Origin of the sequence: Spirillospora sp. NPDC047418, from assembly GCF_040643275.1 — a bacterium.
GTDB lineage: Bacteria > Actinomycetota > Actinomycetes > Streptosporangiales > Streptosporangiaceae > Spirillospora.
Genome location: NZ_JBEYTW010000154.1, coordinates 1 through 13,100 on the forward strand (window position 1 = coordinate 1; position 13,100 = coordinate 13,100).

Sequence of the window (13,100 nt, forward strand, 5' to 3'; positions counted from 1 at the left end):
TCACAACGACGCCCTTGCCTCCGGCTCGGAGTTAGCACCACCTCTTCCTCCAGGGGACTTTCACCCCCAAGCAATCGCCCATGCTGGGCGCACCACCGAAAAGAGCCGGCGGCCCCGCACGGGCCGCCGGCTCTTCCGCCGTTTCCGTCCTTACACGGTCTGCCCGAGCCTGGCGTTGACGAACTCCAGGTATTCGCGGGGCGTCTTCAGTTCGGCGGTCTCCTCCTCGGGCAGTTCGACGCCGAACATGCGCTCCACCTGCGCGGTGGTCTCCATGACGGCGAGCGAGTCGTAGCCGAGGTCGGAGAACGGCACCTCCAGCAGGTCGGCCGCACCGTCCTCCAGGGTCTCCGCCTCGCCCGCCGCGGCGCGCAGCGCGTCCTTGAGGCCGTCCAGTGTCAGTTCCCTCATGTTCCGCTCCTCTCGTTCTCCGCATACCGCTTGGCCGCGCGCAGGGTCGCCCTGCTGTTGGCGCCGAGCGTCTCGCGGATCTTCTGCCGCACCTCCGGCAGGCCCATCCCGCCGGCGGCCCCGGGCAGGGCCTCCGGGTCGATGACCACCGTGTGCCGGGACGTGACGCGGACCGCGCCGTCCCCGGCGGGCTCGAACAGCCACTCGCCGTTGTGGGTCCGCATGACGGGCGGCATGGTGGTCTGCTTGTAGACGATGCGCTCGCCCGGCACGCACACCCGCCCGGAGGCGGTGGTGTGCGCCGACCCGTCGGGCGACCGCGTGTCCATCTCCATGAACTGGAGGCCGGGCTCGTCCTCGGTCAGGGCGACGCGCAGCACGTGCGGGAGCCGCTCGGGCCACCGGTCGCACTCGTTGACGAAGTCGTAGGCCGCCTCCAGCGGCCCGTGGACGGTCTCGCCGTCGCTGAACTCCAGGAACAGGCCGGGGTCGGCCCCGCTCTCGGCCGCGCGCCTGAGCGCGTCCAGTTCCGCGCCGCTGTTGGCGTCGACGGCCCGGTCGATGAGCGCGAGAGCGTCGGGGTCGCCGTCCGCGGCGGCGTAGTCGTGGACCAGGACGACGCGGGAGCCGCCGTCCCCGTCGGGCTCGATCCGCCAGGTCCCGCGCATCGCGGCCGCCGGGGCGCTCGGCTCGGCCTGCGCGAACCCGACGGTCCGCGCGTCCGGGTCGAGGGTGCGCTCCGACACCCAGGTGCGCGGCGCGCCGTTGGCGAGCGCCCAGATCCGGATGCGCTCCGCGCGGTCGTCGCCGGAGAGCCGGACGGCGCGCACGGTCGGCGGGAAGTGCACCGGCCAGGTCGTCACGTCCGCCACGATCCGGTAGACCGCGTCGGGCGGGGCCTTGACGCGGGTGGCGTGCTCGGTGTGCCGGGTCGCCGGCGCGGTGTCCTCTCGTACGGTCATCAGCCCTCCTCAGAAGTTGCGGGTCCTCAGAAATTGCCCAGGCCGCCGCACACGTTCATCGCCTGGGCGGTGACCGCCCCGGTGTCCGGGCCGGCCAGGTAGGCGACCATCGCGGCGACCTCGCGGGGCGCCGTGTAGCGGCCGAGCGGGATCTTGGCCTCGAAGCGGGCCAGCACCTCGCCCTCGGTGACGTCCCAGTAGTCGGCGTAGCCGCGCCGGATGGTCTGCGCCATGGGCGTCTCGACGTAGCCGGGGCAGACGGCGTTCACGGTGACGCCGCTCTTGGCCAGCTCCAGGCCGAGCGCCTTGGTGAAGCCGACGACGCCGTGCTTGGACGCCGAGTACGGCGCGCCCAGGACGACGCCCTGCTTGCCCGCCGTGGACGCGATGTTGATGACGCGCCCCCATCCGGCGTCCTTCAGCCCGGACGCCAGGAACGCGCGCGTCACGCGGAACACGCTGGTCAGGTTGGTGGCGATGACGTCGTCCCACAGTTCGTCGGGGATCTGCGCGGTCTGCCCGCCGCCGCCCCGTCCGACGTTGTTGACCAGGACGTTGATCGGGCCGGCGGCGTTGGCCTCCTCGACCAGCGACCGGACCCGGTCCGCGTCGCGGACGTCGCAGGCGGTGCCGTCCACGTCGCCGCCGGCGTCCCGCAACTCCTTGATCGTCCGGGCGACGGCCTCGCCGTCGCGCGCGCAGATGAAGACCCGCGCGCCCTCCCCCGCCAGCCGCTCGGCGACCGCGCGGCCGATGCCGCTGGTCGCCCCGCTCACGAAGGCGTGGCGGTCGCGCTCTTCACTCATCGTCCTTCTCCTTTCGCTCGGCGGTGCCGTCGCCGGGCGGCGACAGTGCCGCCCGGATGACCCCGGCCAGGTCGGCGGGGGTCGGGTTGTCCATGACCGCGGTGGTCGGCAGCTCGATCCGGAGCTCGCGGTTGACGCGGTTGCGCAGGTCGACGCTGAGCAGGGAGTCGAAGCCGAGTTCCTTGAACGCGTCGTCCGGTCCGACGGCGCCGGGCTCGGGGTACCCGAGGATCTCCCCGGCGGTGTCGCACACGGCCGCGGTCAGGACGCGTTCCAGGTCCGCGCCGGAGGCGCCGCGCAGGCGCTCGGCGAGACCGGTGCCGGACGCCTCGCCGTCCTCGGCGGGCTCCGGGGCGGGGCGGACGGCGTCGGCGAGCATCGGGACCGTGCCCGGTCGCACCTCGCGGACGTCCAGGTCCATCGGGACGAGGTGGTCGCGCGGCGACCGCAGCGCCGCGTCGAACAGGGCGAGCGCGCGGGCGGCGGGCAGCGGCGCGATGCCGGTGCGGCGCAGCCGGCCGACCTGCTCGCCGGACAGGTGCCCGGTCATGCCGCCGCGCTCGTCCCAGAGGCCCCAGGAGAGCGAGACGGCGGGCAGGCCCCGGGCCCGCCGGTGGCCCGCGAGGGCGTCCAGCCAGGTGTTGGCGGCGGCGTAGTTGGACTGGCCGGGGGCGCCGAGCACGCCGACCGCCGAGGAGAACAGGACGAACGCGTCCAGGTCCATGTCCCGGGTCAGGTCGTGCAGGTGCCAGGCGGCGTCGACCTTGGGGCGCAGGACCGCGTCCACGCGCTCGCCGGTCAGCGTCGCGGCGAGCCCGTCGTCCAGGGTGCCGGCGGCGTGCACCACGGCGGTCGGCGCGTGCTCGGCGAGGAGGCGGGCGAGCGCGTCCCGGTCGGCGGTGTCGCAGGCCGGGAAGGCGGCCTCGGCGCCGAGTCCGGTCAGCTCCGCCGCCAGGTCCGGGACGCCGTCGGCGGCTCGTCCTCGGCGGCTCGCCAGGACGAGCCTGCGCACGCCGTGCTCGCGGACGAGGTGCCGCGCCAGGAGGGCGCCGAGCCTCCCCGTCCCACCGGTGACGAGCACCGTTCCGCGGGGGCCGAAGGGCTCGGGCGGCGGGACGGTCAGGACGAGCTTGCCGACGTGCTCGGCGTGCCGCAGGGTCCGCAGCGCCTCGGGGGCCCGCCGCACGTCGCAGGTCCGGAGCGGGAGGGGCCGCAGCGCACCGTCGTCGTGCAGGGCGAGCACGGCCCGCAGGACCTCGCCGACCCGCTCCGGTGCAACGCCGAGCAGGTCGTACACGGCATACCGGACGTCGGGATGCCCGGTCCGCACGGTTCCGGGGTCGCGGACGTCGGTCTTGCCGATCTCCACGAAGCGGCCGCCGGGGCGCAGCACGCGCAGCGAGGCGTCCACGGTCTCGCGGGCCAGCGAGTTGAGGACGACGTCGATCCGCCCCCGGAACCGCTCCTCGAACTCCAGGTCGCGGGACGAGGCGATGTGGTCGTCGTCGAGACCCAGCTCGCGCAGGACGTGCTGCTTGGGCGGGCTCGCGGTGGCGTACACCTCGGCGCCGAGGTGCCGGGCGAGCTGGAGGGCCGCCAGCCCCACGCCGCCGGTCGCCGCGTGGATCAGCACACGCTCGCCAGGGCCCAACTCCGCGATCTCGACCAGGCACTGGTAGGCGGTGGCGAAGACGATGGGCACCGAGGCGGCGCGGGCGAACGTCCAGCCCGGCGGCATGGGGACGACCTGGCGGGCGTCGGCGACCGCGACGGGCCCGTGGGAGCGCTCGAACACGCCCGCCACGCGGTCCCCCGGGCGCAGCGCCGTGACGCCGGGGCCGGCCTCGGTGACGATCCCCGCTCCTTCGCCGCCCATGGTCCGCTCGGTGCCGACCAGGCGCAGCGCCACGGCGACGTCCCGGAAGTTCAGCCCGGAGGCGCGGACGGCGACGCGGACCTCGCCCTCGCCGAGCGGCCGCCCGGACTCGGGGGCGGGGACGAGCGCCAGGTCGTCCAGCGAGCCCCGGCGGGTGACGTCCAGCCGCCAGGGGCCCTCGCCCGGCGGGACGAGCCCGTCGTCGCCGGGACGGGCCAGCCGGGGGGCGTACAGGCGGCCCCGCCGGACGGCCAGTTCGGCTTCCCCGGTCGCGAGAGCCCTGGTCAGCGCCGCGTCGGAGCGCCGGTCGCCGTCGCCGTCGATCAGGACGAGGCGGCCGGGGCGTTCGGAGCGGGCGGAGCGCACGAGCCCGGTCACCGCCGCCTGCGCCAGCCCGGCGACGTCGTCGCCGGGGAGGACGCGCTGGGCGTTCCTGGTGATGACGGCGACGGTGTCGGAATCCGGGACGCTCTGGAGCTTCTCCAGAACGGCTCGTGCCGCGTGGTGGGCGTCGTCCGGCATGGGGCCGTCCATGTCGCAGACGGGCACGATGTGCGCCTCGGGTGGTTCGCCGTCCGGTTCGCCGGTCAGCTCATGCCAGGCCGTCTCGTAGAGGCCGCCGGGCGCGTCGCCGGCGAGCGGGCGCAGTTCGAGCGACTCGACGACGGCGACCGCGCGTCCTTCGTCGTCGGCGGCCTCCAGCCGCGCCGTCCCGTCTCCGGCCCGGGTCAGCCGCACGCGGAGCGACGAGGCGGCCGCGGGCTCGCAGGAGACTCCCTTCCAGACGAACGGAACCTCCGGGGCTCCTTCACCGGGCAGGAGCAGCGGATGGAGCGCGGCGTCCAGCAGTGCGGGATGGACGCGGTGCGCGCCCCGGTCCTGGTCGGTGCCGACCTCGGCGTAGAGGTCGTCGCCGTCCCGCCAGGCGCGGCGCAGGCCGCGGAAGGCGGGGCCGTAGCCGTAGCCGCGTTCGGCGAGCCGGTCGTAGGCGCCGTCCAGCGGCAGAGGCTCCGCGCCGGGCGGCGGCCACGTCCCGGCGGGCGCCGACGGCTGGGATCCGGCGCCGTCCTCCAGGATTCCGGTGGCGTGCCGGGTCCACGCGTCGGCGTCGCGGGGACGGGACTCGATGACGACCGACCGGTCCGCGCCGGCCAGCAGCCGTACCTCGACCTCGCCGTCATCGGGGATCGGCAGCGGGCGTTCCAGCACCAGCTCGCGCAGGCGGGGGCGGCCGATCCGGGCGCCCGCCGCACAGGCCATCTCGACCTGGGCCGTGCCGGGCAGCAGGATCTGGCCCGCGACTTCGTGGCCGGCCAGCCACGGGTGCCGCGCGACGGACAGCCGTCCGGTGCGCAGGACGCCGCCTCCGGGCAGGTCCACCTCTGCGTCCAGCAGCGGGTGCCCGGCCTTCGCCGCGCCCGCGAGGCCCGCCGCGCCCGAGGACCCGGCGGACAGCCAGTAGCGCCGGCGCTCGAACGGGTAGGTCGGCATCGGCACGATCCGGCCCTCGGGGACGAACGCGGCCCAGTCCACCGGCATGCCGTCGGCGTAGGCGGCGGCGACGCCGGTGAGGAACTGCGCGAGCCCGCCGGCGTCCCGGCGCAGCGTGCCGAGGACGGTCACCTCGCGGTCGCCCGCCGTCCCGGTGATCGCGCGGGTCAGCACCGGGTGCGGGCTCACCTCGACGAACCGGGTGTGGCCGGCGTCGATCAGCGCGTCCACCGCGTCCTGGAACCGCACGGTGCCGCGGATGTTGTCGAACCAGTAGCGCTCGTCCATCGGCCGGTCGAGCGGCCCGCCGGTCAGCGTCGACCACAGCGGGACGGCCGGGTCGGCCGGGGCCAGCCCGGCGAGGTCGGCGAGCAGCGGGTCGCGCATCGGTTCCATGGCCTCGGTGTGCGAGGCGTAGTCGACGTCCACGCGCCGCGCGTCGACGCCCTCGCCCTGGAGCCGGGTGACGAGGTCGTCGAGGGCGTCGGCGTCCCCGGCGACGACGGTGGAGGACGGCCCGTTCACCGCCGCCGTCCACACCCGGCCGGGCAGTTCGATCGCGTCCGCCGGGAGCGGCACCGAGGCCATGCCTCCGCTGCCCGCGACCTTCCGCAGCGCGCGGCTGCGCAGGCACGCCACCTTGGCGGCGTCGTCCAGGGACAGGGCCCCGGACACGCAGGCGGCCGCGATCTCGCCCTGCGAGTGCCCGACCACCGCCGCCGGGCGGACCCCGGCCGACTCCCACAGCCGGGCGAGCGACACCATGACGGCGAACAGCGCCGGCTGGACGACGTCCACCCGGTCCAGCGGGTCGTTCTCCAGCACGTCCCGGAGCGACCAGCCGCAGTGGGCCGACAGCGCCCGCTCGCACTCGGCCATCCGCTCGCGGAACACCGCGGACTCGCGCAGCAGGTCGAGGGCCATGCCCCGCCACTGCGCGCCCTGCCCGGGGAACACGAACACCGGGTCGGACGCGTCCCCCGCCTCGGCCCGGACCACCGCGGGCGACCGGTAGCCGCGCACGGCCGCCGGCACGCCGGCACCGTCCGCCAGGGTCCGCAGACCGGCCATGAGGTCGTCGCGGTCGTCGCCGACGACGACGGCGCGCCACCGCATCGGCGTGCGGGCCGCCAGCGTCCGGGCGATGTCGGCGGGCCGCTCCTGCGGATGCGCGGCCATGAACTCGCGGGCCCGTCCGGCCTGTGCGCGCAGCGCGGTGCCGGTGCGCGCCGACAGCGGCAGCGGGACGGGCCCGGGGCCGTCCGGCCCACCGCCGGGCGGCGCCGGAGCCTCCTCGACGATGACGTGCGCGTTGGTGCCGCTGATCCCGAACGAGGAGACGGCGGCCCGGCGCGGGCGGCCCGCGCGCGGCCACGGCACCGGTTCGGTGAGCAGGGCCAGGCCGCTCCCGGCCCAGTCGACGTGCCCCGACGGCTCGCGGACGTGCAGCGTGCGGGGCAGCCGCCCGGCGCGCAGGGCCTGCACCATCTTGATCAGGCCGCCGATGCCCGCGGCGGCCTGGGCGTGCCCGATGTTGGACTTGAGCGAGCCCAGCCGGACCGGGTCGTCCGCCGCGCGGGCGGCGCCGTAGGCGCGGGCCAGCGCGCCCGCCTCGATGGGATCGCCCAGCGCGGTCCCCGTGCCGTGCGCCTCGATCACGTCCACGCCGGCGGGGCCGATCCCGGCGCGGTCCAGCGCGTCCCCGATGACCTGCTCCTGGGCGGTGCCGTTCGGCGCGGTGAGCCCGTTGCTGGCCCCGTCCTGGTTGACGGCGCTGCCGCGCAGGACGGACAGGACGGGGCGTCCCTCCCGCCGCGCGTCGCCCAGCCGCTGCAGCACGGCCAGCCCGGCGCCCTCGGCCCAGGCGGTGCCGTCCGCGTCGGCGGAGAAGGCCTTGCAGCGGCCGTCGGCGGCGAGCCCCTGCTGGCGGCCGAAGTCCAGGAACATGCCGGGCGTCGCCAGCACGGTCACACCGCCCGCGAGCGCGGTGTCGCATTCGCCCTGCCGGATCGCCTGCGCCGCCAGGTGCACGCCGACCAGGGACGCCGAGCACGCGGTGTCCACGGTGACGGCGGGGCCGCGCAGCCCGAGAACGTAGGCGATGCGGCCGGAGGCGACGCTGGGCGTGGTGCCGGTGAGCCGGTGGCCGCGCGTGCCGTCCTCGGGTTCGGCGAGGCGCGGGCCGTAGTCCTGGGCGGTGGCGCCGACGAAGACGCCGGTGCGGCTGCCGCGCAGCGCGTCGCGGCCGAGCCCGGCGCGCTCGCACGCCTCCCACGCGGTCTCCAGCAGCAGCCGCTGCTGCGGGTCGATCCCGGCGGCCTCGCGCGGCGAGATCCCGAAGAACGCGGCGTCGAACTCGGCGGCGCCGCCGAGGAAGCCGCCCAGGGCCGGAACGCCGGACACCTCGTCGAGGTCCCAGTCGCGGTCGTCCGGGAACGGCCCGATCGCGTCGGTCCCGGTGTCCACCAGCCGCCAGAGGTCCTCGGGCGAGCGGACGCCGCCCGGGTAGCGGCAGCTCATCGCGACGATCGCGATGTCGTCGTCGCTCTCGCGGCGTTCGCGGGCGGGCGCGGGCGCGGCCGTCCGGGCCCGGGGCTCCGGGCGCAGGGCGTCCGCGAGCCCGGCGGCGGTGGGGTGGTCGAAGAGGAGGGAGCCGGGCAGGTCGCGGCCGAGCGCGGCCGACAGCCGGTCGCGGATCACGACGGACATCCGCGAGTCGACGCCCAGTTCCCGGAACGGCACGTCCGGGTCGGCCGCCGCGCCCGTCCCGAGGGCCTGTTCGAGGGTCTCGGCGACCAGCCGCCGGGTGTCGGTCCCGGGGACGGGCGGCACCGGCTCGTCCGGGGCGGCGCCGAACCAGTGGCGGTCGCGCTGGAACGCGTAGGTCGGCAGATCGGTCAGGCGGGCGTCCGTCCCGAAGAAGGCCCTCCAGTCGACCTCGCCCCCGGCGAGGTGGATTCCGGCCAGGGCCGTCGCGGCGCCCTCCGCCTCGTCCCGCCCGCCGGGCAGGCAGGGCAGGGCGGTCACGGCGGGGTCGGAGACGTTCGCCGGGAGCAGGTCGGTGAGCGCGGTGCCGGGACCGGCCTCGACGAACCGCCGCGCGCCCAGCGCGTGCAGCGCCCGGAGGGCGTCGCCGAACCGGACGGTCCGGCGGGCGTTGCCGGCCCAGTGCCCGGGGTCCGCGAGCCGCCCGGCGTCCAGCTCGGCGCCCGTCACCGACGAGACGATCGCCGGCCCGCCGGACGGGCGCCGCCAGTCCAGCCCGGCGGCGACGGCGCGCAGCTCGTCCAGGATCGGCTCGACGAGCGGCGAGTGGACGGCCCGGCCGATGCGCAGCCGTTTGGTGCGCCGCCCGGACCCGGCGAAGTGCTCGGCCGCCGCGGTCACGACCGCCTCCTCCCCCGCGATCACCACGGACCCGGGGCCGTTGACGGCGGCGACGCCGGCGCGGTCGAGCCGGTCCGCGAGGACGGCGCGGGCCTCGTCCTCGCCCGCCTCCACCGCGACCGCCGCGCCGGACGGCAGCCGCTCGAACAGCCGCCCCCGCGCCGCGACGAACTCCGCCGCGTCGGCGAGGGGAAGCGCCCCGGCGACGTGCGCGGCGGTGATCTCCCCGAGCGAGTGGCCCGCGACGGCGTCCGGCCGGACGCCCCACGACTCCAGCAGCCGGAAGAGCGCCGCCTCGACGGCGAACACGGCCGGCTGCAGCAGCTCCTGGCCGTCCAGCCGGCCGCCGCGCAGCACGTCGACGACCGGTGCGCCGATCGCCGGCTCCAGCGCGGCACCGACCTCGTCGAGCGCCCGCGCGAACGCCGGATACGTCTCGTAGAGGCGGCGGCCCATGCCCGGGTACTGCACCCCCTGCCCCGGGAACAGCAGGGCGGTGCGACCGCCGCGCCTCCTGACCCGGACCACTCCGGGTGCGTCGCGGCCCGCCGCCAGCTCCCGCAGCCCCTCCCGGTGGTCGCCGGTGACGACGGCGCCGTGCTCGAACGCCGTCCGGGAGACCGCGAGCGAGAAGCCGACGTCCCGCTCGTCCGGTCGTGCCGTGGCCGGGTCCGCCAGGCGCCCGGCCTGGGCGCGCAGTGCCTGCTCCGAGCGTCCGCTCACCACCCACGGGACGGGCCCGGTGGCCGTGCCGGAGGCCGCTCCGGCGTCGGCGCGGGGCGGCCCGGCGAGGACGAGGTGGCAGTTGGAGCCGCCCAGGCCGAACGCCGAGACGCCCGCGACGCGGTCCCCGTCCGGCCAGTCGCCGGGACGGTCGCAGACCCGCAGGTTCAGGGCCGCGAGGTCGATCTCGGGGTTGGGCTCGGCGAAGTTCGGCGTCGCGGGAAGCCGCCCGCGCGCAATCCCGGCGGCCGTCTTGATGAGCCCGGCGATGCCGGCCGCGCCCTCCAGGTGGCCGATGTTCGGCTTCACCGAGCCGACCGGCAGCGGGTCCGCCGGCGGGCGCGCCGCGCCGAGCACCCGGCCCAGCGCGGCCGCCTCGACCGGGTCGCCCCGCCGCGTCCCCGTGCCGTGCAGCTCGACGTACTGGACCGCGCCCGGATCGACGCCGGACCGTTCGCAGGCGAGCCGCAGGACCTCTTCCTGCGCGTCCCGGCTGGGGGCGGTCAGGCCGGGCGTGGCGCCGTCGTTGTTGACCGCGCCGCCGAGGATCGCGCAGTGCACGCGGTCGCCGTCCCGCAGCGCCGCGTCGAGCGGCTTGAGCACCACCGCGCCGCCGCCCTCGCCGCGGACGAAGCCGTTGGCGCCCGCGTCCAGCGGGCGGCACCGCCCGTCCGGCGACAGCGCGCCGAGTTCCCGGAGCGCCTCGTGGCTCTCCTCCGCGAGGTTCACCTGCACGCCGCCCGCGACGGCCAGCTCGCAGTCGCCGTCCCGCAGGCTCTGCGCCGCCTGGTAGACCGCCACCAGGGACGACGACTGGGCCGTGTCGACGGTGACGCTCGGGCCGCGCAGGCCGAACACGTGGGAGACGCGTCCGGAGATGAAGCCGCGCCGCGTTCCGGTCAGCGTGAAGGGCGACGCCCCGGCGGCGTCCCGGGCCTGGAGGAGTCCGTAGTCGTCGGCCATCGCGCCCACGAACACGCCCGTCCGGCCTCCGCGCAGCGACGCGGGCAGGACGCGGGCGTCCTCCAGCGCCTCCCAGGTGAGTTCGAGCATCAGGCGCTGCTGCGGATCGAGTTCGGCGGCCTCCGCCCGCGGGACGCCGAAGAAGGCGGCGTCGAAGCCGTCCACGTCGTCGAGGAAGCCGCCGGGGCCGCTCGTGCGGCCCTCCGGCGCCGGGCGGATCGCCTCGCCGCCGCGGCACAGCAGCGACCAGAACTCCTCCAGGCCCGGTCCCCCGGGGACGCGGGCGGACATGCCGATCACGGCGATGGGCGTGCTCATTGCGGTACCAGCTCCTCCGTCGTCCCGAGCACCCGGCTGCGTCCGGCCAGGACGCGGGGGTGGCGGCGGGCGAGCATCGTGAGGCTCTGCCCCGGTCCGGTCTCCAGCAGCAGGTGGTCGCCGTCGTCCAGGAGCCGGTCCAGCGCGCGGGCGAAGTGGACGGTGCGGGCGGGCTGCCCGATCCAGAAGGACGGGTCGCACGCCCGCTCCGCGGTGAGCGGCGCGGCGTCGTAGGCCGAGTACAGCCGGACCGACGGCGGCCGCAGCGCCGCACCGGCCCACTGGTCGCCGGCCTGGTCCGACGCCGCCGCCACGAGCGGGCTGTGGAACGCCTGCCGCGCCGGGACGCGCCGCACCGTCCTCCCGTCCGCCTTCAGCCGGGACATGGCGCGGCCGAGCGGCTCCCGCGCCCCGGCGAGCAGCAGCTGCCGGGGCGCGTTGACCGCCGCGAGGTGCACGTCCCCGCCGAGCAGCGGCTCCACCTCCCGCACCGAGGCCGCCACCGCAAGCATCCCGCCCGGCTCGGTCGCGGCCAGCGCCGGAAGCCGCGCCATCATCAGGCGCATGCCGTCGGCGAAGTCGAAGACCCCGGCGAGCGCGCCGGCGACCATCTCCCCGGCGGAGTGCCCGAGCAGCGCGCCGGGCGGCCCGTACCGGTCCGCCATCGCCCGCCCCAGCGCGTACCCGACCGCGTACAGCAGCGGCTGCGCCACCGTGACGTCGTCGAACTCCGGCGGCGGCCGCTCGGCGAGCCACTGCGCGCGCAGGTGCGGGCCGCGCGGGCCCATGAGCGCGAACGCCTCGTCCATCGTGCGGGTGAAGCCCTCGTCGGTGCCGTACAGGGACGCGGCCATCCGCGGGCGCTGCGCTCCCTGGCCCGGGATCAGCAGCGCGATCGGCAGCGGACGTCCCCCGCCGGCTCGGTGGTCCTCAGTCATGCCCCCTGTCTAGGCCGCCCGCGTCGAGATCCGGCCTAGGGTCATTCGCGCCCGGCGCCGCGAACGGGTCGCGACGACCGGTCCTCGACGGCGCCCTGACGGGCGGCTGCGACGCTCACCGCATGAGGTACGACGACATCTACGTGGCGGGGACCGGACGCCACCTGCCCGAAGCGATCGAGACGGCCGACGCGCAGAAGCGGGGCCTCTGCGCCCGCAAGGACGTGTGGCGCACCGGCATCGAAGCCGTGTGCGTCGCCGCGGAGGCCCCGCCGGAGATGGCGGCGGACGCCGCGCGGCAGGCGATGAAGGACGCCGGCGCGGACCCGTCCGACGTCGAGCTGCTCCTGCACGCCAGCGTCCACTACCAGGGGCACGACCTGTGGGCGGCCGCCTCCTACGTGCAGCGCGAGGCGCTCGGCAACGGCTGCCCGGCCGTCGAGGTGGGGCAGCAGTCCAACGGCGGCATGGCGGCGATCGAGCTGGCCGCCGCGTATCTGGCGGGCCGGAGGGAAGGCAGCAGGGCGCTCGTGTCGACCGGCGACCGGTTCGCGCTGCCGGGCTTCGACCGCTGGCGCACCGACCCGGGCACGATCTGCGGCGACGGCGGCACCGCGATGGTGCTGGCGCGCGGCGCTCCGGACGGTGAAGGGGACGTCGTCCGGCTGCGCAGCGCGTTCTCCCTCTCCGACCCCGGCCTGGAGAAGCTCGGCCGGGGCGCGCGCCCGTTCGCGGACGCCCCGCTCACCGCGGCCCGCCCGATCGACGCCGAGGCGCCGCGCGAGGAGGCGGTCTCCGAACTCGGCTTCGCCGAGGTGCTGCGGCGGCTGCGGGACGGCCAGGTCCGCGCCGTCGAGGGCGCGCTGTCGGAGGCCGGCGTCGAGCGCGCGGACGTGGACTGGTTCGTCCTGCCGCACCTCGGCCTGCCGAAGATGGACGTCCAGTTCTTCGAGCCGCTCGGCATCGACCGGGCGCGGACGACGTGGGACTGGGGCAGCCGGATCGGCCACCTCGGCGCCGGGGACCAGATCGCCGGGCTCGGCGAGCTGATCGGGTCCGGCCGCCTCGCGCCCGGCGGGCGCTGCCTGCTCGCCGGGGTCGGGGCGGGCTTCACCTGGTCCGCGGCCGTGGTGGAGCGGACGCCGGGCGCGGCGGGCTGAGCCCCTCGGGCTCCCAGCGCGGCCCGGGCCGCGGCCGCCCCCCCGGCGGGGGGGCGGGCCGCCCC

At 76.9% G+C, this 13,100-nt stretch carries 6 protein-coding genes; 1 reads left to right on the forward strand and 5 read right to left on the reverse strand.

Annotated elements, in window-relative coordinates:
• Positions 1-150: 150 nt before the first annotated feature.
• From ABZ806_RS43490 to ABZ806_RS43510, 5 genes are read right to left on the reverse strand one after another with little or no spacing between them, the layout of a single operon-like run.
• Positions 151-411, reverse strand: a complete 261-nt coding sequence (locus ABZ806_RS43490; protein ID WP_500225542.1) for an acyl carrier protein — start codon at positions 409-411, stop codon at positions 151-153.
• Positions 408-1,373, reverse strand: coding sequence for an aromatase/cyclase (locus ABZ806_RS43495; protein ID WP_500225543.1), 966 nt, complete (start codon positions 1,371-1,373; stop codon positions 408-410). Before ABZ806_RS43495 ends, ABZ806_RS43490 begins: the two co-directional genes overlap by 4 nt.
• Before the next feature lie 26 nt (positions 1,374-1,399).
• Positions 1,400-2,179, reverse strand: a complete 780-nt coding sequence (locus ABZ806_RS43500) for an SDR family NAD(P)-dependent oxidoreductase (protein ID WP_500225545.1) — start codon at positions 2,177-2,179, stop codon at positions 1,400-1,402.
• The gene (locus ABZ806_RS43505; RefSeq protein WP_500225547.1) at positions 2,172-10,937 is read right to left on the reverse strand and encodes a type I polyketide synthase; all 8,766 of its coding nucleotides are present in this window, start codon (positions 10,935-10,937) and stop codon (positions 2,172-2,174) included. The genes ABZ806_RS43500 and ABZ806_RS43505 overlap by 8 nt, the downstream gene beginning before the upstream one ends.
• Positions 10,934-11,875 (reverse strand): acyltransferase domain-containing protein, encoded by a 942-nt coding sequence (locus tag ABZ806_RS43510; RefSeq protein ID WP_500225549.1) that lies wholly within the window; start codon positions 11,873-11,875, stop codon positions 10,934-10,936. The genes ABZ806_RS43505 and ABZ806_RS43510 overlap by 4 nt, the downstream gene beginning before the upstream one ends.
• A 122-nt stretch (positions 11,876-11,997) precedes the next feature.
• Between ABZ806_RS43510 and ABZ806_RS43515 the strand changes: the two genes are divergently transcribed.
• Positions 11,998-13,035, forward strand: coding sequence for a ketoacyl-ACP synthase III family protein (locus ABZ806_RS43515; protein ID WP_500225551.1), 1,038 nt, complete (start codon positions 11,998-12,000; stop codon positions 13,033-13,035).
• The last annotated feature ends 65 nt before the right edge of the window (positions 13,036-13,100 follow it).

Bases quoted from the DNA above. Each gene is read 5' to 3' on its own strand.
- ABZ806_RS43500 (WP_500225545.1), bottom strand. From the start codon at position 2,179: ATGAGTGAAGAGCGCGACCGCCACGCCTTCGTGAGCGGGGCGACCAGC.
- ABZ806_RS43505 (WP_500225547.1), bottom strand. From the start codon at position 10,937: ATGAGCACGCCCATCGCCGTGATCGGCATGTCCGCCCGCGTCCCCGGG.
- ABZ806_RS43515 (WP_500225551.1), top strand. From the start codon at position 11,998: ATGAGGTACGACGACATCTACGTGGCGGGGACCGGACGCCACCTGCCC.
- ABZ806_RS43490 (WP_500225542.1), bottom strand. From the start codon at position 411: ATGAGGGAACTGACACTGGACGGCCTCAAGGACGCGCTGCGCGCCGCG.
- ABZ806_RS43510 (WP_500225549.1), bottom strand. From the start codon at position 11,875: ATGACTGAGGACCACCGAGCCGGCGGGGGACGTCCGCTGCCGATCGCG.
- ABZ806_RS43495 (WP_500225543.1), bottom strand. From the start codon at position 1,373: ATGACCGTACGAGAGGACACCGCGCCGGCGACCCGGCACACCGAGCAC.